The sequence below is a fragment of the Yersinia thracica genome (assembly GCF_902170565.1).
GTDB classification, from domain to species: domain Bacteria; phylum Pseudomonadota; class Gammaproteobacteria; order Enterobacterales; family Enterobacteriaceae; genus Yersinia; species Yersinia thracica.
This window is the reverse complement of record NZ_CABHXX010000136.1, coordinates 21,579-43,929: the sequence shown is the minus strand read 5'-3', so window position 1 is coordinate 43,929 and position 22,351 is coordinate 21,579. Positions and strand designations below refer to the sequence as shown.

Genomic DNA, 22,351 nt, shown 5'->3' with positions numbered 1-22,351 from the left:
ATCGAGAGCGTTGCTCTCGCCTTGAGTGTTGATTGGGAGTTCGGTCTTCTGAATCACCCTGAGACTCAAGGTTAAATATGGTGGTGGGGGAAGGATTCGAACCTTCGAAGTCGATGACGGCAGATTTACAGTCTGCTCCCTTTGGCCGCTCGGGAACCCCACCACTGGCCTATCTGCTTAACAACACTGTCTTGGTAAGCGGGGCGCATCATATCAAATGAAGCGCCCCTGTAAAGACTTGAAATGAAAAAAATAATTCGTTCGGTGTTTTTTTGTCCGTGACGATGATTATATGGACAAAAAATATCGATTTATTGTGTATTTACAAAATAACAGTTCGGTTACCGTAAACAAAAACTCGCTGTGCTAATACACGATAGAGCGCCCGGCTGAGTACATTTTTCTCGACATCACGCCCGGCACGCATCATATCTTCAGCAGTATATGAGTGATCAACATGAATCACATCCTGCATAATAATTGGGCCTTCATCCAGGCTGTCATTGACATAATGCGCTGTAGCGCCAATGATTTTCACTCCTCGCTCGTAAGCTTGATGATAAGGACGCGCACCAATAAAGGCAGGTAAGAAAGAGTGGTGAATATTAATAATCTGATATGAGAAGCACTTTACAAAAGCTGGCGTCAACACGCGCATATATTTTGCCAATACAACATAATCTGGCTCGTATTGTTTTATTTGTTCAATCAACAGTTGATCATGTTGGTCACGGGTCAAACCTTCATGGCTAATAAGATGGAATGGAATATCAAAACGCTCGACTAAATGCTGTAGTTCATTGTGGTTACCAATGACGGCGGCAATCTCAACATCCAGACCGCCGTAGGCGCTTTTCATTAATAAGTCACCCAGGCAATGTGCCTCTTTGGTGACCATAATGACAATGCGACGACGCCCAGCAGTATGCAGTTCGCGGTTAGTCCCTTCCGGTAATGCATCGTCCAGATCAGCGAGTAAGGTGGTATCGTTAAAAATACCCTCAAGCTCTGTACGCATGAAAAAGCGACCCGTCAGATGGTCGACGAATTCATTATTTTGCACGATATTCAGTTGATGTTTGTAGCAAATATTAGTGATTTTTGCGATTAAACCTTTGGCATCAGGGCAAATGGTGCGTAACACTTTCTTTTGTACATTCTGGTGTGGCATAAGGTGGTAAATCCTGTCTTAACATGACTTGATGTTATGTAAATGTTTGATGTTACGGCCAATAAGAGAACGATCTTACCGTTAGCGCCCGCAGCATTTCTTATATTTTTTCCCCGAGCCACAAGGGCATGCATCATTTCTACCCACAGATGGCCGGATTCCGTCAATATAGTACCAGTGTTCATTTATGCGAAGGAAGCGAGAACGTTCATGAATGGAACTTATCTGGGTACTATTTGTATTAGTAACACCGGTTGTATCCGTACTGGTTGTATCAGAAAAACGGGCGATAAACTCAACAAATGCCTCATCATCACGATCACTCTCGATTTCAGCAACGACTGTTAATCCGTGCCATGTCGTATGACTAAAACTTTGAATGATTCCATCACGCCATTCTTGCGCATTGCAGTCGGGATGCCAAGTATTGACCAGATAATCCACATTCTTTTTCACATAGGCGCTATAGCGGGAACGCATCAATACTGCCGGTTTAACCGCAGCCTGAGTACCTAGAATATAAGGTGCACAACATTCTTGATATTCAAGTGTACTGCCGCAAGGACACTGTTCTGACAAAATATCTCCCAAATAATCAATATGCCGTGATCAGCGCGAGTGACTCGTTAACGGCAGATCAACACAAACAAAGTCGAGTTGTTGCGAATAGGGGGCTATCTTACCTAATCATGTGTTGAGGTTCAAAGCTGGTAGTCGAGTAAGAGACAGAGTGCAATGAGAAGTTTTGTGATTTATCTCACAAAAATACTTGACCGGCGTTTCATTTTGGATTAACTTTGCAACTGTGATGTGTATCACATAAAAATAAAGATATGACTGGAGCTAGCCATGAAACTGATTAACAAAGTTATCGCAATGTTCGAAAAAATGAATGTCTCATTCGGTACCATTAACGGTTAATAATTTCATTATTAATCCGTAAGTCTTCATAATATTCTGGACGAAATTCGGTTCATAGGTAATGGTTTTGAAATCATTGCAGACAGACCGCCAAGTAACAATGCCATGTGCATGACCTGTTTCTCGTGTTTGTTTCTATCCGATGATATTTCGCCTTTTGAGCGCGTGATCCTGAATATTAACTCTAAATAGCTACCATTCAGGTGGCTATTTTGCTTTTTATCTGCTGTTGATGATAATAAAATTAAAAGAATATAGTTAATGTATTAGTTGTATATTCTTCATATATGTTTCTTATGTTTTACTTAGCGGTTGGGATATAATTTTTCACTATTAATACACTCAATGGGTCATAGGCATCATGGCCGAATTGAGCAGTCAATTCAAAACCTAGCTGTTGATATAAGCTTATCGCTTCAGGTTGGAGCACTCCCGTCTCAAGGTGAATTTCCTTTAGTTTTAAAACATTAGCTTTGTCAATCAAAGCTGCCATCAGCAAAGATGCAATGCCATGACCTCGACAATCTGGCGTGACAAAAACGCGTTTAACTTCAGGGGCGCTATCCCTTGGTAGTACCAGAATCGCGCATCTAACAATGCGATCGTCCCATTTAGCGACATAAATATATGTTTTTATCTGAGCCAAATACTCTATAGGTTCCGCATGATTGTTTTCTGCGGGGTAGAGTGCAGATTGATACGCATCTAATTGATTAATTAATGTAACAACCTCAGGAATAAACCGAGCCATTTGGCATATTTCAATATTCATCGTATGTCTTTTTGTCCCCGCGCTATATCTTAACCATGAAATGTAAAGTATTTGTATCAAGAAAGCAGAAGAATAAATATTCACTATAGTTATATAAGTAAGGCTGCAAAGTAAAAGCATAAATATACGTTTTATTCCCTAGCTACAGCGAGGTCGAGAACAACTAAATTGACGGTTAGCGAGTGGTATGTGAAGCGTTAGATTTATTTGGTTTTTTCAGTGTCGGGGAAGTGCCAAAGTGATTCGAAATGGATGAAACACAATGAGAAAAAGTAAGGTTGGATTGGCTCTGGGAGCTGGGGCGGCTAAAGGATGGGCACATATTGGTGTCATTAATGCACTGAAAAAGATAGGCGTAGAGATTGATGTGGTCGCCGGGTGCTCAGTTGGCTCATTGGTTGGTGCAGCTTACGCCAGTGATCACCTGGAAGTGATGGAACGCTGGGTACGCTCATTTAAATACTGGGATGTTATCCGAATGATGGATTTCTCGTGGCGGCGTGGTGGGCTACTTCGCGGGGAACGCGTATTTAATGTAGTAAATGAAATTCTTGAAGTACAAGATATCGCCGAATGCGCATTGCCTTTCGGGTGTGTGGTGACAAATTTAACAACTGGTCGGGAGCTATGGCTTACAGAGGGGGATATCAAACAGGCTATCAGAGCATCATGCAGTATGCCCGGGTTATTCTCACCTGTTTTGTTGGAGGGATATTGGCTTGTTGATGGCGCAGTTGTTAATCCGGTTCCTATCTCTTTGGCCAGGGCTATGGGAGCAGATATCGTTATTGCGGTTGATTTACAACATGATGCGCATCTTATTGCGCAAGATATATTGTCCCCACAAACACCTCTTGAGAGCACGCTTGCGGAGATACCGAATAATTGGCACCGGCGTTTGAAGGCAAGGATAACAGACCTAACATCCAGCCCGACAAAAAATGCGCCCAGCGCGATGGACATCATGTCTACGTCGATACAAGTATTGGAAAACCGATTGAAGCGCAATCGTATGGCCGGTGATCCTCCTGATGTCCTGATTCAACCTTATTGCCCGCAAATATCAATGCTGGATTTTCATCGTGCGGATGAAGCCATTGCTGCCGGGCAATTGGCCGTGGAGAAGTGTGCGGAACAATTATATCCCCTGATAAAGCACAGATAGCACAAGTCAGTGTTTGTAAAATAGTGCATGACAATTTCTGACAAGCACAAACAATCATTTTGAGCCACTATTACCATTAAGGTCAGTAAGAGAAGCAGTACATGGAAAAACCACTAGCAGGTAAAAATATTTTAGTCGTTGAGGACGAAACAGTTTTTCGCTCAGTCATTGCGGAATTCTTAGGTTCACTTGGCGCAACAGTTCACCAGGCGGGGAATGGACTGGAGGCTTTAGAACAATTAAAAACTCAGGTTCCTGATCTGATACTGTGCGATCTGGCTATGCCAGTGATGGGAGGGATAGAGTTTGTTGAGCGTTTACTCGTTCAAGGGGTGAAAATTCCCATTCTGGTTATATCAGCAACCGATAAAATGACGGATATTGCTAAAGTTCTGCGTCTAGGTGTAAAGGATGTTTTGTTGAAGCCAATTGTTGACTTAAAACGCTTGCGAGAAACTGTATTGGCCTGCCTTTATCCTACGTTGTTTACCTCCCATGCAATTGAAGAAACTGAACTTATTCAAGATTGGGAGGCGCTGCGCCAAAATCCTTATTATGCCGCTCAGTTATTAAAGCAACTCCAACCTCCAGCACAACAAACAATTGCTCACTGCCGCATAAACTACCGGCAATTGACCATGGTTGAGAAACCGGGGTTAGTCTTGGATATTGCAGCATTGTCAGATAAAGATTTAGCTTTCTACTGTCTGGATGTTACACGTGCGGGAGATAACGGCGTTTTAGCCGCTTTATTGTTAAGGGTATTATTTAATGGGATTCTACAAGAGCATTTAGCACATCAACAACATCGGCTGCCGCAGATGTCATCTTTACTCGAACAAGTTAATCAACTCTTAAGACGAACCCATTTAGAGGGGCAATTTCCCTTGCTTATGGGCTACTACCATGCGGAGTACCAGAATTTGATACTGATTTCCGCTGGTTTACATGCCAATGTCCATGCAGGTAAACATCAAATTCAACTCAGCAATGGTGTGCCTTTAGGAACATTAAAAACCACCCATTTAAATCAAATCAGCCAGCGTTGCGCTGCATGGCAGTGCCAAATTTGGGGTGGAGGGAGTCGTTTACGGTTGATGCTGTCCGCAGCTGAGCAAGCCGTACTATGAAAACAGAGTAATGAGTTTAATAAAGCAATATATTGACACATTTATTTACGACGACATCTATCCTAATATAAATGGTTCTATAACGAATCTGTGAAATAAGACCAATATGTTTCAATCGATGTGTATAACCGAGATGTAATAATTATCGGTTGATATACTTTCTTCCTTACTTATCTCTGAAAATTTTCAACCTGCTTTATTTTTGCAGGCAATAAGAGACGTCGCCTCAGGCTAAATTAAGGTTAGTTACTGATAATGACCTGGAGCACGCCCTTATTGAATTTTTAACTTGAGGATAGATTGAATGAAGGTTACGGTTTTTGGTATTGGCTATGTCGGGTTAGTCCAGGCTGCTGTATTGGCTGAAGTTGGCCATGATGTGATGTGTATAGATATTGATGAAAAGAAAGTTGCAGATCTACAAAAAGGCCGTATCGCTATTTTCGAACCCGGATTAGCACCGCTGGTAAAAGAAAATTATGAGAGTGGGAGGCTGCAATTCTCCACAGATGCAAAAGCTGGCGTAGCACATGGCACTATTCAATTTATAGCCGTTGGCACCCCTCCTGATGAGGATGGTGCCGCTGATCTGAAATATGTGCTTGAAGTTGCCAGTACCATTGCTAAATATATGGATACCCCCAAAGTTATTATAGATAAATCTACCGTCCCTGTAGGGACAGCAGATAAAGTGCAAGAAAGGATACAAACTGTTCTACAGCAACGTGGGCAGAAAATAGCATTCAATGTGGTTTCAAACCCTGAGTTTCTAAAAGAAGGGGCGGCGGTCGCTGACTGTAAACGGCCTGAACGTATTGTTATCGGCATTGATACTGATGATAACGGTGTTATCGATTTAATTAGCGAGTTATACGAGCCATTTAATCGAAATCATGACCGGATGTTAATAATGGATATTCGCAGTGCTGAACTGACGAAATATGCAGCAAACGGCATGCTGGCAACCAAGATCAGCTTTATGAATGAGATTGCTAATATCGCTGAACGTCTCGGTGCAGATATCGAAAAGGTGAGACAGGGCATTGGTTCCGACTCGCGCATTGGCTATCATTTTATTTATTCTGGTTGTGGTTATGGTGGTTCCTGTTTCCCCAAAGATATTCAGGCGTTAATTCGTACGGCTGAAAGTTGTGGCTATCAACCTCAACTGTTACAGGCTGTTGAGCAAATCAATAATGAGCAGAAGTTTAAATTGGTCGAATTTATTCTGCATCACTTTAACTCACAACTGGCGGGAAAAACATTGGCTCTTTGGGGGTTAGCATTTAAACCCAATACGGATGATATGCGCGAAGCGCCGAGTCGGATTTTAATGGAGTCATTGTGGAAAGCCGGTGTGACTATTCAAGCTTATGATCCCGAGGCAATGGATGAAGCACAGCGGATTTATGGCGCCCGGGATGACTTAAAATTAATGGGTACAAAGGAGTCAGCATTACAAGGCGCTGACGCTTTGATTATTTGTACTGAATGGCAGAATTTTAGAGCACCTGATTTTGAGATGATCAAGTCCCGCCTTAAACAACCCGTTATTTTTGATGGGCGTAATTTGTACGATCCCGAGCGTCTAAATAGACAAGGTTTTACTTATTACGGAATTGGCCGTGGTGCTTCGATTAATCGTGCGCAATAAGTGGTAAAGGTGGGTTTATGTGTTGGGTACAAAATTAAAGGAGTTCTTTTTTGTAGCCAACGCTAATCCTTATCTGATTCAATAACAGGGGTTTATCGCTGAATTTATCTTATATCACAAAAGGATAATGTCGATTTGGCTGTTATAGCGATTATTATATTGTTATAAATTAGCGGAGTATTCTTATCGATTCTCAATGAGAGTGATAACAGAACGTTATTTATTGAAAATGATATGTTTAGATTGACTGTTGTTTACCGCTTGGATGTAAACTGTTAGATAGGGTAATTCATCGGGGGGAGTGCGCGTTTTGACTGTTAAAGAGAACGCAAAAAAATACCCCCCGTATAATAGGAGGGTATTTCTATCACAATAGTAAATTAACTATTACGATTACAGCAGGAAATCATCTAGTGATTTGCCTTCATCTTCAATGGCTTTCTTAATCACTGCAGGAGTACGGCCTTGGCCTGTCCAGGTTTTAACGTCGCCATTTTCGTCTGTGTACTGATATTTAGCAGGGCGCGCAGCACGTTTTGATTTACCAGTTGCGGCTTTAGCAGCTGCAATAGTATTCAACAGTTCATTCGGATCAATACCATCTGCAATAAGCATTTCACGGTATTGCTGTAATTTACGTGTGCGTTCTTCAATTTCTGCTTGTGCCTGAGAGTCTTCTTCGCGGCGTTCGTTAACGACCACTTCAAGTTTCTCAAGCATCTCTTCTAAAGTTTCAAGAGTGCATTCACGCGCTTGTGCACGCAGAGTACGGATGTTGTTAAGAATCTTTAACGCTTCGCTCATTGTCCTGGTCTCAAATTATAATTGGTGGGGGGGCGTCTGGATAATAATAGAGTGCTATTTTAATTTCTGCAATAGCCAATTTGATTAGCATACTCGAATTCACGTATTTATTTGCGAAAAGTTGCTGCTTACTACTAATAAACGATGGGCACTTGTTATTATCTGAGCTGTTTTTAACGTAAATTTTCGTTTCACTCACTAATGATTTTGCTCGTGAGCATGATTTTCTCACTAAGTTATAAGTTTGCTTTATATCAATAAAGCAAAAATACGTTACTTCTCATGTTAGGATGCACAATAACTGATCACACGAGAACACCGAGATATTGATATAGCCGCCACGAAATATTGAGTAAGAAAAAACATGCGGTCCAAGCTTTGTCAGGTTACGGCAATATTTGTTATCACTATTTACGAATTAATCATGAGAACACATTACCCGTATCATTAATGCACCAATCGTGCGGCCTGCATATCAAACACTATTGCTTTCATCTTGCGCTAATCTGGTTAATGTTCAAGCAGAATACTTTTACTATCGCAATATTGTGAAATGGGTCATGCAACTTACCTAATAATACATAAGCATTTCACATAAAAGCTCTGTCAACTTCATTAGTTCTCTCATTACTTAATAGAGAAAACAGTAATATAGAGAAGCTCCTCTGTTCCACGAAACCTTAGGATTTATGATAAACTGTGCATATGTTGTCAATATGACCATTTATTATACTATTGGAGCTACGGGCCCATGGCTCAACTTTATTTTTATTACTCAGCAATGAATGCAGGCAAATCCACCGCGCTATTGCAGTCTTCTTATAACTACCAAGAGCGTGGTATGCGCACTCTGGTGTTTACAGCCGAGATTGATAATCGCTTTGGGGTTGGAACGGTCAGTTCGCGTATTGGTCTGTCTTCAGAGGCTCTGCTTTACAATAGTGGGACATCATTACTATCTATTATCAACACCGAGCATCAGAGAAATCCGGTTCATTGTATTTTACTCGATGAGTGCCAGTTTTTGACCAAAGAGCAGGTTCAGGAATTGTGCCAGGTGGTGGATGAATTGCATATCCCTGTGCTGTGTTATGGTTTGCGCACTGACTTTCTCGGTGAGTTATTTCCCGGCAGTAAATACTTATTGTCGTGGGCCGACAAATTGGTTGAGCTAAAGACAATTTGTCATTGTGGGCGCAAGGCTAATATGGTGTTGCGTTTGGATGCGCAGGGCCGGGCCGTTCACGATGGTGAACAAGTTGTTATCGGTGGGAATGAAAGCTACGTTTCTGTTTGCCGACGCCATTATAAAGAAACCATCAAAGCTGCCACCCTCCCTCAATATCCTTAACGGCCCATTATCTGCGAGAGAACACCTCACTGGCTCCTTTATTAAAGACCGTGGGGTAATGATCTTTTACTTGATTAACACTATATAGCACCATACAGCTTCATTCATTGTACTTATGCGTGTGACTCATATCCTCTGACCTCTATTTCTGGTCGCGCCATAAATGACCAGGGTACTTTATTGAGTATCATTGGCCGGATGACATCGAGTTATTCATTTTGATAAGTTATCAAGCTGATGGTATCCCCCAGTAAATCGCTACTGGCGAGATGTGGTGAGTTTATTTGATGGAGCGGGTGAATGAGGTAAGGAAGGATATAAATCGCCGTTATAGGGGATTTAGACGCAATGAGTAAAGTGTGGTGACGAGCAGACTATGTATAGATTCATTGGGTGAATATAAAAAGAAACCCCCAACAGATGTCGGGGGTTATATCTTTCAGTGATTCGCCTCACCCACCGGTGAGACTACACATTAAGATAGAGATTACTTCTTGGCTTTTTTCTCAGCTTTTGGGGCTGGAGCGGCTACTGCAACTTCTTCATGATCCAACTCTTCGCTGAATTCACGGCCATAGTAAGTATCCATCAGGATCTGTTTCAGCTCAGAGATCAGTGGGTAGCGCGGGTTAGCACCAGTACACTGGTCATCAAATGCATCTTCAGACAGTTTGTCTACTTTAGCCAGGAAGTCTGCTTCTTGCACGCCAGCTTCACGGATTGATGCTGGGATACCTAAATCAGCTTTGATTTCATCTAACCAAGCCAGCAGTTTCTGGATTTTCTGTGCGGTACGGTCGCCCGGAGCACTCAGACCCAGATGGTCTGCAATTTCAGCATAACGACGACGCGCTTGTGGGCGGTCATACTGGCTGAAAGCAGTCTGTTTGGTTGGGTTGTCATTCGCGTTATAGCGGATAACGTTAGAAATCAACATGGCGTTTGCCAAGCCGTGTGGAATGTGGAACTCAGAACCCAGTTTATGAGCCATTGAGTGACAGACACCCAAGAAGGCGTTAGCAAAAGCGATGCCGGCAATAGTCGCGGCGTTGTGAACACGTTCACGTGCAACCGGATTTTTTGCCCCTTCATGATAGCTGGCTGGCAAGAATTCTTTCAGCAGTTTCAGCGCTTGCAGAGCCTGGCCGTCAGAGTATTCGTTCGCCAATACAGAAACATAAGCTTCCAGAGCATGGGTCACTGCATCCAAACCACCGAAGGCACACAGAGACTTAGGCATATTCATAACCAGGTTGGCATCAACGATTGCCATATCTGGAGTCAATGCATAGTCAGCCAATGGATATTTCTGGCCAGTTGCATCGTCGGTAACAACCGCGAATGGTGTGACTTCTGAACCCGTACCTGATGTGGTGGTGACGGCGATCATTTTCGCTTTCACGCCCATTTTCGGGAACTTGTAAATACGTTTACGGATATCCATAAAGCGTAATGCCAGTTCTTCGAAGTGGGTTTCTGGGTGTTCGTACATCACCCACATGATTTTCGCCGCATCCATCGGTGAACCACCACCCAGCGCGATGATCACGTCTGGTTTGAAGGAGTTCATCTGCTCTGCACCTTTGCGCACGATACTCAGGGTAGGGTCTGCTTCGACTTCGAAGAAGACTTCAGTTTCGATACCGTGAGATTTCAGTACGCTGGTGATTTGATCAGCATAACCGTTGTTGAACAGGTAGCGGTCGGTCACGATGAAGGCACGTTTTGCACCGTCAGTTGCCACTTCTTCCAACGCGATAGGCAGGGAGCCACGGCGGAAGTAAATAGATTTCGGGAGTTTATGCCACAACATGTTTTCTGCTCGCTTAGCCACAGTTTTCTTGTTGATCAAGTGCTTCGGACCGACGTTTTCAGAGATGGAGTTACCACCCCAAGAACCGCAACCCAGCGTCAGAGATGGCGCTACTTTGAAGTTATACAGGTCACCGATACCACCATGAGAGGCAGGGGTATTGATTAAGATTCGGGCGGTTTTCATTTTATCGCCGAAATACTTAACGCGCGCAGGTTGGTTATCTTGGTCTGTATACAGGCAAGATGTATGGCCGATACCGCCCATTTCCACCAGTTTCTCTGCTTTTTCAACCGCGTCTTCAAAGCTCTTCGCACGATACATCGCCAGGGTTGGAGACAGTTTTTCGTGAGCGAATGGCTCTGATTCATCAACAACTTTAACTTCGCCGATCAGAATCTTAGTATTAGCAGGAACTTTGATGCCGGCCATTTCAGCAATTTTAGTTGCTGGCTGACCGACGATAGCCGCGTTCAGGCCACCATTTTTCAGGATGATATCCTGAACAGCTTTCAGTTCTTTGCCCTGTAACAGGTAGCCGCCGTGAGAAGAAAAACGCTCACGAACAGCATCATAAACTGAGTCAACCACAATGATAGATTGCTCAGACGCACAAATTACGCCGTTATCAAAGGTTTTAGACATCAGAATAGAGGCAACAACACGTTTGATATCTGCTGTTTCATCAACAACAACTGGGGTGTTACCCGCACCAACACCGATAGCAGGCTTACCAGAACTGTAAGCAGCTTTAACCATGCCCGGGCCACCGGTTGCCAGAATCAAGTTAATGTCTGGGTGGTGCATCAGTTGGTTAGATAACTCAACAGTAGGGGCATCAATCCAACCAATAATATCTGCTGGCGCACCTGCGGCGATTGCGGCTTGAAGCACGATATCTGCGGCTTTATTGGTTGCGTCTTTAGCTCGTGGATGTGGAGAGAATACGATACCGTTACGGGTCTTCAAGCTAATCAATGCCTTGAAGATAGCGGTAGAGGTTGGGTTAGTCGTTGGCACTATACCGCAAATCAAACCGATAGGTTCAGCGATAGTGATAGTACCAAAGGTTTTATCTTCTTCCAGAATGCCACAAGTCTTTTCATCTTTGTATGCATTGTAAATGTATTCAGAAGCAAAGTGGTTTTTGATCACTTTGTCTTCCACAATACCCATGCCAGATTCTTCTACAGCCAATTTGGCCAGAGGAATACGGGCATCTGCTGCAGCCAGAGCTGCGGCACGGAAGATTTTATCAACCTGCTCTTGAGTAAAGTTGGCATACTCGCGCTGGGCTTTCTTGACGCGTGCTACTAGCTCGTTAAGTTCAGCGACATTCGTTACAGCCATAATGCTCTCCTGATAATGTTAAACTCTTTTAGTAAATGAGCTGTTGAAGCAATTAGTATAGACAGGCTAAGCCGTGCTGTACTCTCGAATAGAGATAGTTTTTATATCTTACTTTCTCATTCTTTACCGCTGATTTACTGAAAGAGCTTTAAGTTCGCCAGGAATAAAGTGGGAGAAAAACACTGTTTTCAACCCAGATACTCTATTTCTTGCTAAAGGTTCTCTCTACTACGGCTCTGAGCTTAACGATTCTTAGGACTGTTTTTCGTGATTTAAATCACAAAATCTGCAAGCTGACACCATTCAGCCATTATTTGTTGAGAGTAATTATCATTGGCGGAAATGAATTGATAATTCATGACGCTAACGCATCATTACCCCTACAGATGGTTAACAATAATCTTCATTTTAAACGGGAAAAATTGGCCATCTATAAATGCGGGTTTATTCCATGGATTCCTGTGACTAATTCTATTACATTAGCGCGCACATCTACTTGGGGTTGCCCTAAGGGTGATTTTCAGTGAAAAGAACTGTTGTCAGGGGTTTGAGCAGTGAAGATCAGTTGCGGCGTGCGGTGACATCATTATTTGCCCGCAAATTTTCTAAGGTTTAAGCCGTAAGGTGTGTTGCCTCGGGGCATTAGGTATAGTGACCTGATATCTGTGATGTATTTATGAGCAATTGCGCGGAGTGATGTGTGAGTCAATCCCTGTTGGACCTTTCAGGTTACATCAAGTTTTTTGTTGGCTTATTTGCGCTGGTTAACCCGGTGGGTATCTTGCCGGTATTTATCAGTATGACTAGTTATCAAGCAGCAGCAGGGCGGGATAAAACCAACCTGACAGCTAACCTGTCGGTGGCGATTATTTTATGGATCTCTCTGTTCCTTGGGGATGCCATCCTGAAAATATTTGGTATTTCTATTGATTCATTCCGTATTGCCGGTGGCATCTTGGTGGTCAGCATTGCCATGTCGATGATCAGCGGTAAATTGGGTGAAGATAAACAGAATAAACAGGAAAAAACAGAAACCGCAGTACGCGAAAGTATTGGCGTCGTCCCATTGGCATTACCATTGATGGCCGGGCCGGGGGCAATTAGTTCAACTATCGTGTGGAGTTCTCGCTACCACAGTTGGCAGAACCTGCTGGGGTTAACTGTTGCGATTGCACTGTTTGCTTTTTGTTGTTGGTTATTGTTCCGTGCTGCGCCGCTATTGGTTCGATTACTCGGTCAAACCGGCATTAACGTTATTACACGTATTATGGGTTTACTGCTGATGGCATTGGGTATCGAATTCATTGTTACCGGTATTAAGGCTATTTTCCCAGGATTGCTTTAACCCCCTCAGAAAACAACTCATTATTAAGAGGCCACGGGTTTATTACCGGTGGCCTTTTTCTTGCCATTAGCATGGTATTGAAGTCCTCAAGCGTTATTTTGGTGCAAATTATGCAGGAACTTTAATCTATTGCACTCAAATGCTGCACTAATAGATATTCTGAACAAATAATTTGGCTTAAGGCTTATTTATTCATCTTTAATAAAGGGTTGGATAACCTTCCGATTAAATTAAATACGCTATTTGTTGTTAAAATGCTCACATCATTCTGTAGGGCTTGTGCTGAATTTATCTAGATGTTATTAGTGATTACATCGCAGAGAGTAGGTGTTTATTCTAGCAATGGTGGAAATGTTAACTTTATGTTTCTTATCGCTGTTTTTAAACATAATTCTTAATGAGAAGTTAAAAACGTTATTATATATAACCAATAAATTCATTCACTTATGTGTTTATTTGGATAATGATATCTTGAGTTACTACGGATGCTGACTCAGTAAAAAAGAGAATTGCTTAACATTTCTGTAAAAATTATTGGCGTCAGATTTCGGGTTCTGTTAGCTTTCGGGCAACTCCCTAACGAGAGTTTTCTTGTTTTTTCAATGAAAATGAACCGTAATTTTTATTTTTGGAATAGTTATTGCTAGTGGTTGTTGGCGGCAGATTGACGCATAACCTTGAGAAAAACATCACAAATCTCGTAAAAGGGCGGTTAGAAATGCAAATAAAGTTTAAACAGCGACCACTGGCAATAATTGGCACTATTTTGGGGTTGTCATTCTCTGCGGGATCAATGGCTGCAACCGTTCTTCCGGGCGTAGAATTAGCGTTAGATCAGAGCATTACTATTAATAATGGTTCTGAGGTTGCCTCTTTGGACCCGCACAAGGTTGAGGGAAACCCTGAAACCAATATTATTCTAAATCTATTAGAAGGGCTGGTAAGTAATGATGCTAACGGCCAAATCATTCCGGCTGTCGCAAGTCATTGGGATAATGACGGTTATAAAGTCTGGACTTTCCATCTGCGCGATAACGCAGTGTGGAGTGATGGCACCTCGGTGACAGCACAGGACTTTGTTTATAGCTGGCAGCGGCTGGCTAATCCTAAAATAGGTTCTCCTTACGCCAGTTATTTACAATATGCTCAAATTGAGAATGTTGACGCGGTGCTAAAAGGTGCCAAAAAGCCAGATGAATTAGGCGTGAAAGCATTAGATGCCAAGACGTTGCAAGTCACTTTAACCGAGCCTGTTCCTTATTTTATTAGCATGTTGTCACACACCTCAATGAAACCGGTTAAGCGTGATATCGTTGAAAAATATGGCGATAAATGGACGCTTCCACAGAATTTTGTCGGTAATGGTGCCTATAAATTAAAAGACTGGGTGGTTAACGAGCGCATTGTGCTCGAACGCAGCCCGACTTATTGGAATAATAAAGACACCATCATCAATAAGGCGACTTTTTTACCCATTACATCTGAAGTGAGTGATATCAATCGCTATCGTAGCGGTGAAATCGATATGACCAACAGCGCCATTCCCCCCAATTTGTTTGCCAAAATGAAAAAAGACCTGCCAGCGCAGGTTCATGTCAGCCCATACCTTTGTACTTTTTATTACGAAATTAATAATCAAAAAGCCCCATTCACTGATGCAAGGGTTCGAGCTGCCATTAAATTAACGCTAGATCGGGACATTATTGCGACCAAAATTATGGGGCAAGGGCAGATCCCTGCGTATGGTTTCACCCCAACATTTACCGATGGCGGTAATTTCGCTTTACCCGAATGGGCCAGTTGGACTCAGGAAAAACGGAATGCCGAAGCGAAGAAATTACTCGCTGAGGCCGGTTTCAATGCTGAGAATCCATTGAAGTTTAATTTACTCTACAACACCTCAGATCAAAATAAGCAACAGGCTATTGCTGCCGCCTCAATGTGGCAAAAAAATCTCGGCGCCACTGTCACTTTACAGAATCAAGAGTGGAAAACTTCTTTAGAAAGTCGTCATCAAGGCCAGTTTGATGTTGCCAGAGCAACCTGGTGCGGTGATTACAATGAGCCGACGGCATTCCTTAATATGTTGTTATCGGACAGCAGCAATAATACTTTTTTCTATAAGAATCCTGAGTTTGATGCGTTATTAGCCAAAACATTAGCGGCACCGGATGCCAAAGCGCGCGCAGCGTTATATCAACAGGCTGAAAACTTATTGGATAAAGACTCTGCCATGGTGCCAGTATACTATCGCGTCAGTGTGCGCCTAATTCGGCCAACCGTGGGTGGGTTTACGGGTAAGGATCCACAAGATTTAATAGATTTAAAAAATCTTTATATTCGTCAGTTAGAGTAGTGAAAAAGCGATTAGCCGTAGAAAGTCGAGCCATAAAGTATTGAAGAAAACAAATAGGGTATTAGGAATGTATAACACAGTACGAATTTTCGTCTGATGTTAATACATATAGGGTATTACAGGGCCGGATTCGTTCCCCGCGCGATGTAATTTACACATACCTTTTAAAGGTGAGGCTCGCCTGATTATTGGGCGATGCAATAATAAAAACTGGAGTGGATATAAGCATGACAAACATCACAAAAAAAAGTCTCCTGGCCGCAGGCATTGTGGCTGCCTTAGGTATGATGGCTGTAGGCAATACTTTTGCAGCCAATGTGCCGGCAGGCGTACAACTGGCTGAAAAACAAGTTTTAGTACGGAATAATGGTTCCGAACCTCAGTCATTAGACCCACATAAAATTGAGGGTGTCCCTGAATCCAATATCTCACGTGACCTGTTAGAAGGATTGGTTATTAACGATCCTAACGGCAAAATTCTACCCGGTGTGGCAGAAAGTTGGGACAATAAAGATTTTAAAGTGTGGACTTTCCATCTGCGTAAAGATGCTAAATGGTCAAATGGTGACCCTGTAACGGCACAAGATTTTGTTTATAGCTGGCAACGTTTGGCGGATCCTAAAACAGTTTCTCCTTACGCAAGCTATGTGCAATATGCCCATATTGCTAATATCGACAATATTATCACCGGTAAACAAGCACCCGATACCTTGGGCGTGAAAGCTCTGGATGACCATACTCTGGAAGTCACGTTGAGTGAGCCGGTGCCTTATTTGGATAAATTATTAGCGCATCCTTCTATGTCCCCGGTGAATAAAACCGCGATAGAGAAGTTTGGTGAGAAGTGGACTCAACCGCAGAACTTTGTCGGTAACGGTGCCTATAAGTTGAAAGATTGGGTCGTTAACGAACGTATCGTGTTAGAGCGCAGCCCAACTTATTGGGATAATGCCAAGACCGTCATTAATCAGGTGACTTACCTGCCAATCTCTTCCGAAGTGACTGATGTTAACCGCTATCGCAGTGGTGAAATCGACATGACCTATAACAACATGCCGATTGAATTATTCCAGAAGCTGAAAAAAGAGATCCCAGCAGAAGTTCATGTTGACCCGTATCTGTGCACCTATTACTACGAAATCAACAACCAAAAAGCGCCATTCACTGATGCTCGTGTTCGTGAAGCCCTGAAACTGGGTATGGATCGCGATATCATCGTGAACAAAGTGAAAAACCAAGGCGATTTACCGGCTTATGGTTTCACTCCGCCATACACCAGTGGTGCCGAGTTGACCCCGCCAGAATGGTTCAGTTGGACACAAGAAAAACGAAATGAAGTGGCTAAAAAGTTACTGGCGGAAGCTGGCTACACTAAAGATAAACCGCTGACATTCAACCTGTTATACAACACATCAGACTTACACAAGAAGCTGGCTATTGCCGCCGCCTCTATCTGGAAGAAAAACCTGGGTGTTGATGTTAAGTTGGAAAACCAAGAGTGGAAAACCTTCCTGGATAGCCGTCACCAAGGGGCTTTCGATGTGGCGCGTGCCGGTTGGTGTGCTGACTATAACGAACCTTCTTCTTTCCTGAATATGATGCTATCTGACAGCAGCAACAACACCGTGCATTATAAAAGCCCGGCGTTTGACAAGCTGATAAAAGATACGCTGAAAGTTAAAACGGAGAAAGAGCGCGCTGGCTTGTACCAACAAGCTGAAGTCTTGCTGGATAAAGACTCTGCTATCGTACCCTTGTTCTATTACGTGAATGCCCGTTTAGTGAAACCTTATGTCGGTGGTTATACCGGTAAAGACCCACTGGATAACATGCACGTTAAAGATCTTTATATTATCAAGCACTAATATCTTAAGGGCAGCCGCTAAATTTGTGAGCTGCCCTTATTGCTTGATAATTCAAAAAGGCTAAAGGTACAGGCAATGTTAAAATTTATTCTACGCCGCTGTCTGGAAGCAATTCCGACACTTTTCATTTTGATCACCATCTCATTCTTTATGATGCGTCTTGCTCCGGGCAGTCCATTCACCGGCGAACGTAATCTTCCCCCTGAAGTGATGGCGAATATTGAGGCGAAATATCACCTCAACGACCCAGTTTATAAACAGTATTTCAATTATTTGGGGCAATTGGCGCATGGTGATCTTGGGCCTTCATTCAAATACAAAGATTACACCGTCAATGAACTGGTTGCAGCCTCATTTCCTGTTTCAGCTAAACTTGGGCTGGCTGCATTTTTACTCGCTGTAGTATTAGGTGTGAGTGCCGGTGTTATTGCTGCGCTGAATCAAAATACTAAGTGGGACTATATGGTCATGGGATTTGCTATGACCGGGGTAGTTATCCCGAGCTTTGTTGTGGCCCCTTTATTAGTGCTGGTGTTTGCCATTATATTTAAATGGCTACCTGGCGGTGGTTGGAATGGCGGGGCACCACAATTTATTATTTTGCCGATGGTGGCGCTATCCTTAGCCTATATCGCCAGTATTGCGCGTATTACTCGCGGCTCAATGATTGAGGTTCTGCATTCCAACTTTATTCGCACTGCGCGAGCCAAAGGTTTGCCACTGCGAACGATTGTATTACGCCACGCATTAAAACCGGCATTGCTACCGGTTCTCTCCTATATGGGGCCAGCATTTGTTGGCATTATCACCGGTTCAATGGTGATTGAAACCATTTTTGGATTGCCAGGTATTGGTCAGTTGTTCGTCAACGGAGCGTTAAACCGCGATTACTCTCTGGTCCTGAGTTTGACCATTTTGGTAGGCGCATTAACCATTTTATTCAATGCGATTGTCGACGTGCTATATGCCGTTATCGATCCGAAAATCCGTTATTAACACTGGAGCACGCCAATTATGTTGAGCAAGAAAAATAGCGAAGCTCTGGAAGTTTTCAGTGAAAAACTGGAAGTTGAAGGGCGCAGCCTTTGGCAGGATGCCCGCCGCCGTTTTATTCATAACCGCGCGGCGATCACCAGTTTGGTGATCCTCATGTTAATTACCTTATTTGTTATTCTGGCCCCGATGTTAGCTCAGTTTTCCTATGCAGATACTGACTGGGGCATGATGTCAGCGGCACCTGATATTGAATCCGGACACTACTTTGGTACTGATTCATCTGGCCGTGATTTATTGGTGCGAGTGGCTATTGGTGGGCGCATCTCATTGATGGTGGGGGTTGCTGCGGCCTTGGTGGCAGTGGTGGTTGGCACATTATATGGGTCATTATCAGGCTATCTCGGCGGGAAAATTGACTCACTGATGATGCGTGTGTTGGAAATTCTTAACTCATTTCCCTTTATGTTCTTCGTCATTCTGTTGGTGACTTTCTTTGGTCAGAATATTCTGTTGATATTTGTGGCGATCGGAATGGTGTCCTGGCTGGATATGGCGCGTATCGTGCGCGGGCAAACGTTAAGTCTGAAACGCAAAGAATTCATCGAAGCGGCATTGGTGGGCGGAGTTTCCACTCGCAATATTGTGTTGCGTCATATTGTGCCGAACGTATTGGGTGTGGTGGTGGTATACGCCTCTTTACTGGTTCCCAGCATGATTTTGTTTGAATCATTCCTGAGTTTCTTAGGGTTAGGGACACAAGAGCCATTGAGCAGCTGGGGCGCATTACTCAGTGATGGTGCCAACTCAATGGAAGTATCCCCGTGGTTATTGATGTTTCCTGCCGGTTTCCTGGTGGTGACACTGTTTTGTTTCAACTTTATCGGCGATGGCTTGCGTGATGCCCTCGACCCGAAAGATCGCTGAGGAGTAGCACGATGACAACTATTGATAATCAGTCTGCTGTTCAGCAAGATGTCCTGTTGGATGTCAAAGACTTGACCGTCACATTCGGTACACCAGACGGCGATGTTACCGCTGTTAATGCCCTTAATTTTGACCTGCGCGCCGGTGAAACTCTCGGTATTGTGGGTGAATCAGGTTCCGGTAAATCGCAAACGGCATTTGCTTTGATGGGGTTGCTGGCCAGTAATGGCCGCATAGGCGGTTCGGCGAAGTTTCATGGACGTGAAATTCTCAATTTACCCGAGAAACAATTGAACCGCTTACGGGCCGAAGAAATCTCGATGATCTTCCAAGACCCAATGACCTCTCTTAACCCTTATATGCGTGTGGGTGAGCAGCTAATGGAAGTGCTGCAATTGCATAAAAAAATGAGTAAGAGCGAGGCGTTTGAAGAGTCAATCCGCATGCTTGACGCGGTAAAAATGCCAGAAGCGCGCAAGCGCATGCGGATGTATCCTCATGAATTTTCTGGCGGTATGCGCCAGCGGGTGATGATAGCCATGGCGTTGCTGTGTCGCCCTAAACTGTTGATTGCTGATGAGCCGACAACTGCACTGGATGTCACAGTTCAGGCGCAAATCATGACTTTGCTGAATGAACTTAAAAATGAGTTTAATACCGCCATCATCATGATTACCCATGACCTGGGGGTGGTTGCCGGTATTTGTAATAAAGTTCTGGTGATGTATGCGGGCCGAACTATGGAGTATGGTCAGGCCCGTGATGTGTTTTATCACCCCAGCCACCCTTATTCTATTGGCTTACTAAATGCAGTCCCTCGTCTTGATGCTGAAGGCGAATCTCTCATGACTATTCCGGGTAATCCACCTAATTTATTGCGCTTGCCGAAAGGGTGCCCGTTCCAGCCTCGTTGCCAATATGCCATGGATCGCTGCGGGACAGCTCCGGCATTAGAGCACTTTGGTGATGGCCGTTTACGTGCCTGCTATAAGCCAGTAGGGGAATTGGTATGAATGCCATGACAGAGCAAAAAGTCTTGTTGGAAGTGGTCGACCTGAAAGTTCACTTTGATATTCAGGATGGTAAGCAGTGGTTTTGGCAGCCGTCAAAAACACTTAAGGCGGTTGATGGTGTTACCTTGCGTCTGTATGAAGGTGAAACCTTGGGAGTAGTGGGTGAATCTGGCTGCGGCAAATCAACTTTCGCGCGTGCCATTATTGGTTTGGTGAAAGCGACAGGCGGCAGTGTCACCTGGTTAGGTAAAGATTTACTCAACATGAGTGATGCTGAGTGGCGGGCAACACGCAGTGATATTCAGATGATATTCCAGGATCCGCTGGCGTCGCTTAATCCGCGCATGACTATTGGTGAAATCATTGCCGAGCCATTGCGGACTTATCATCCCAAAATGCCACGTCAGGAAATCAAAGATAAAGTTAAGGCCATGATGTTAAAGGTGGGTTTGCTGCCTAACTTAATCAACCGCTATCCTCATGAATTCTCGGGGGGCCAGTGCCAGCGTATTGGGATTGCCCGCGCCTTGATCCTTGAGCCGAAGCTGGTCATTTGTGATGAGCCAGTATCGGCGCTGGATGTGTCAATCCAGGCGCAAGTGGTGAATCTGTTGCAGCAATTACAACGTGAAATGGGGCTGTCACTGATTTTCATCGCGCATGATCTGGCGGTGGTAAAACATATTTCTGACCGAGTATTGGTGATGTATCTGGGCCATGCGGTGGAACTGGGGACTTATGATGAGGTTTACCATAACCCTCAGCACCCTTACACCAAAGCATTGATGTCGGCGGTGCCTATCCCCGATCCGGATAAAGAAAGGGCGAAAGTGATTCAATTGCTCGAAGGGGAATTACCGTCACCGATTAACCCGCCATCAGGGTGTGTATTTCGCACTCGCTGCCCCATCGCCGGGCCGGAATGTGCAAAAACCCGCCCACTATTAGAAGGAAGTTTCCGTCATGCGGTCTCTTGTTTGAAAGTGGACCCGTTATAGCGCTATTGTTCAGATATTGACAGCCGAATAGCAAAAATCCCCGCCAAATAAATCAGCGGGGATTTTTTATTGAGCAGCGACAATCATCAGTTTGGTAAAGCCGCTGCCTAAGCAGTAGATGGGGCGCTTGTTACTCTTTCCACAGAATATGGCAAAGTTTATGGTCTTTTTCACGGCACAGCAGAACACGAGCAAATACATCGTTTATCTCTTCACCATCACTCTCCGCCAGGCCAATGACCACCTCGGCGAAAAAGTCCGGATTTAAATCAAAATCGACATGTTCTTGCCAATCTTCAGCGGGATCAAACAACTCGGCACCGCCGCGCTCTTCAAACTGAAGATTAAACAATAAAATATCTGCTGGATCGAGGTTGTCACCGGCCAATTCCAGAAAGATATCGTAAGCCTGCTCCAGCGTTTCATCTTCAGTCAGGCGGTTATTCAGGTCCATTACATTATGATCCATTTGCAGATTCCCATTTATCCCCGCCACACTTCAAGCGGCATGTGTGTTGGCTGCGTTTAATAACCCGAATCACTTACGTCAGTAAGCTCATCGGGATTATTTCCCTTGCCGCCTTCCTGCAACTCGAATTATTTAGGGTATATCATTTACAGACTGTGCTTATTAAAACATTCTCTATGCGGCTTTTACAATTAATATGCTATTAAAAGTGAATAACTCAGAGAATCTACAATTGGATGATTTTCAGTTTCCGA

At 43.7% G+C, this 22,351-nt stretch carries 17 protein-coding genes and 1 tRNA gene; 11 read left to right on the top strand and 7 right to left on the bottom strand.

Annotated features, from left to right (window positions below; all coding sequences use genetic code 11):
* Positions 1 to 78 precede the first annotated feature (78 nt).
* From FTA91_RS19560 to FTA91_RS19545, 4 genes are all read right to left on the bottom strand, one after another.
* Positions 79 to 163, bottom strand: a tRNA-Tyr gene (locus FTA91_RS19560).
* 159 nt (positions 164 to 322) lie between these two features.
* Positions 323 to 1,171, bottom strand: a complete 849-nt coding sequence (gene purU / locus FTA91_RS19555; RefSeq protein ID WP_050113546.1) for a formyltetrahydrofolate deformylase — start codon at positions 1,169 to 1,171, stop codon at positions 323 to 325.
* Between the two features lie 81 nt (positions 1,172 to 1,252).
* On the bottom strand, positions 1,253 to 1,750 hold the full coding sequence (locus tag FTA91_RS19550) for a YchJ family protein (protein ID WP_050113586.1): 498 nt from the start codon (positions 1,748 to 1,750) through the stop codon (positions 1,253 to 1,255).
* A 643-nt stretch (positions 1,751 to 2,393) separates the two neighbouring features.
* Positions 2,394 to 2,864: a GNAT family N-acetyltransferase gene (locus FTA91_RS19545; protein WP_145583785.1), complete on the bottom strand. Its 471-nt coding sequence runs from the start codon at positions 2,862 to 2,864 to the stop codon at positions 2,394 to 2,396.
* Between the two features lie 262 nt (positions 2,865 to 3,126).
* On the opposite strand from FTA91_RS19545, the gene rssA reads away from it, so the two are divergent.
* From rssA to FTA91_RS19530, 3 genes are all read left to right on the top strand, one after another.
* Positions 3,127 to 4,029, top strand: a complete 903-nt coding sequence (gene rssA / locus FTA91_RS19540) for a patatin-like phospholipase RssA (protein WP_050113547.1) — start codon at positions 3,127 to 3,129, stop codon at positions 4,027 to 4,029.
* Positions 4,030 to 4,130: 101 nt separating this feature from the next.
* Entirely contained in the window at positions 4,131 to 5,159 is a 1,029-nt protein-coding gene (rssB, locus tag FTA91_RS19535) for a two-component system response regulator RssB (protein ID WP_050113548.1), read from the top strand.
* Between the two features lie 304 nt (positions 5,160 to 5,463).
* Positions 5,464 to 6,813 (top strand): UDP-glucose dehydrogenase family protein, encoded by a 1,350-nt coding sequence (locus tag FTA91_RS19530; RefSeq protein ID WP_145535784.1) that lies wholly within the window; start codon positions 5,464 to 5,466, stop codon positions 6,811 to 6,813.
* 393 nt (positions 6,814 to 7,206) lie between these two features.
* Here the strand turns inward: FTA91_RS19530 and hns are convergent, their stop codons facing one another.
* On the bottom strand, positions 7,207 to 7,617 hold the full coding sequence (gene hns / locus FTA91_RS19525; RefSeq protein WP_004390904.1) for a histone-like nucleoid-structuring protein H-NS: 411 nt from the start codon (positions 7,615 to 7,617) through the stop codon (positions 7,207 to 7,209).
* A gap of 751 nt (positions 7,618 to 8,368) precedes the next feature.
* Between hns and FTA91_RS19515 the strand changes: the two genes are divergently transcribed.
* Positions 8,369 to 8,968, top strand: a complete 600-nt coding sequence (locus FTA91_RS19515; protein WP_145535814.1) for a thymidine kinase — start codon at positions 8,369 to 8,371, stop codon at positions 8,966 to 8,968.
* A 487-nt stretch (positions 8,969 to 9,455) separates the two neighbouring features.
* On the opposite strand, the gene adhE is transcribed toward FTA91_RS19515, so the two are convergent.
* Entirely contained in the window at positions 9,456 to 12,131 is a 2,676-nt protein-coding gene (gene adhE / locus FTA91_RS19510; RefSeq protein ID WP_050113551.1) for a bifunctional acetaldehyde-CoA/alcohol dehydrogenase, read from the bottom strand.
* A gap of 700 nt (positions 12,132 to 12,831) precedes the next feature.
* On the opposite strand from adhE, the gene FTA91_RS19500 reads away from it, so the two are divergent.
* The 7 genes from FTA91_RS19500 to oppF all read left to right on the top strand — a co-directional run bounded on the left by FTA91_RS19500 (position 12,832) and on the right by oppF (position 21,628).
* The gene (locus FTA91_RS19500) at positions 12,832 to 13,476 is read left to right on the top strand and encodes a YchE family NAAT transporter (RefSeq protein WP_004708395.1); all 645 of its coding nucleotides are present in this window, start codon (positions 12,832 to 12,834) and stop codon (positions 13,474 to 13,476) included.
* A gap of 718 nt (positions 13,477 to 14,194) precedes the next feature.
* Positions 14,195 to 15,832: an ABC transporter substrate-binding protein gene (locus FTA91_RS19495; RefSeq protein WP_145533815.1), complete on the top strand. Its 1,638-nt coding sequence runs from the start codon at positions 14,195 to 14,197 to the stop codon at positions 15,830 to 15,832.
* A gap of 227 nt (positions 15,833 to 16,059) precedes the next feature.
* Complete coding sequence (oppA, locus tag FTA91_RS19490; protein ID WP_145583783.1) at positions 16,060 to 17,697, top strand: oligopeptide ABC transporter substrate-binding protein OppA; 1,638 nt, start codon at positions 16,060 to 16,062, stop codon at positions 17,695 to 17,697.
* Between the two features lie 75 nt (positions 17,698 to 17,772).
* Positions 17,773 to 18,693, top strand: coding sequence for an oligopeptide ABC transporter permease OppB (gene oppB / locus FTA91_RS19485; protein WP_050113554.1), 921 nt, complete (start codon positions 17,773 to 17,775; stop codon positions 18,691 to 18,693).
* Between the two features lie 15 nt (positions 18,694 to 18,708).
* Entirely contained in the window at positions 18,709 to 19,617 is a 909-nt protein-coding gene (oppC, locus tag FTA91_RS19480) for an oligopeptide ABC transporter permease OppC (RefSeq protein ID WP_050113555.1), read from the top strand.
* Between the two features lie 11 nt (positions 19,618 to 19,628).
* The gene (oppD, locus tag FTA91_RS19475; RefSeq protein ID WP_050113556.1) at positions 19,629 to 20,630 is read left to right on the top strand and encodes an ABC transporter ATP-binding protein; all 1,002 of its coding nucleotides are present in this window, start codon (positions 19,629 to 19,631) and stop codon (positions 20,628 to 20,630) included.
* Complete coding sequence (gene oppF / locus FTA91_RS19470; protein ID WP_050113557.1) at positions 20,627 to 21,628, top strand: murein tripeptide/oligopeptide ABC transporter ATP binding protein OppF; 1,002 nt, start codon at positions 20,627 to 20,629, stop codon at positions 21,626 to 21,628. The genes oppD and oppF overlap by 4 nt, the downstream gene beginning before the upstream one ends.
* Before the next feature lie 130 nt (positions 21,629 to 21,758).
* On the opposite strand, the gene FTA91_RS19465 is transcribed toward oppF, so the two are convergent.
* Positions 21,759 to 22,082 (bottom strand): HI1450 family dsDNA-mimic protein, encoded by a 324-nt coding sequence (locus FTA91_RS19465; RefSeq protein WP_050113588.1) that lies wholly within the window; start codon positions 22,080 to 22,082, stop codon positions 21,759 to 21,761.
* Between the last annotated feature and the right edge of the window lie 269 nt (positions 22,083 to 22,351).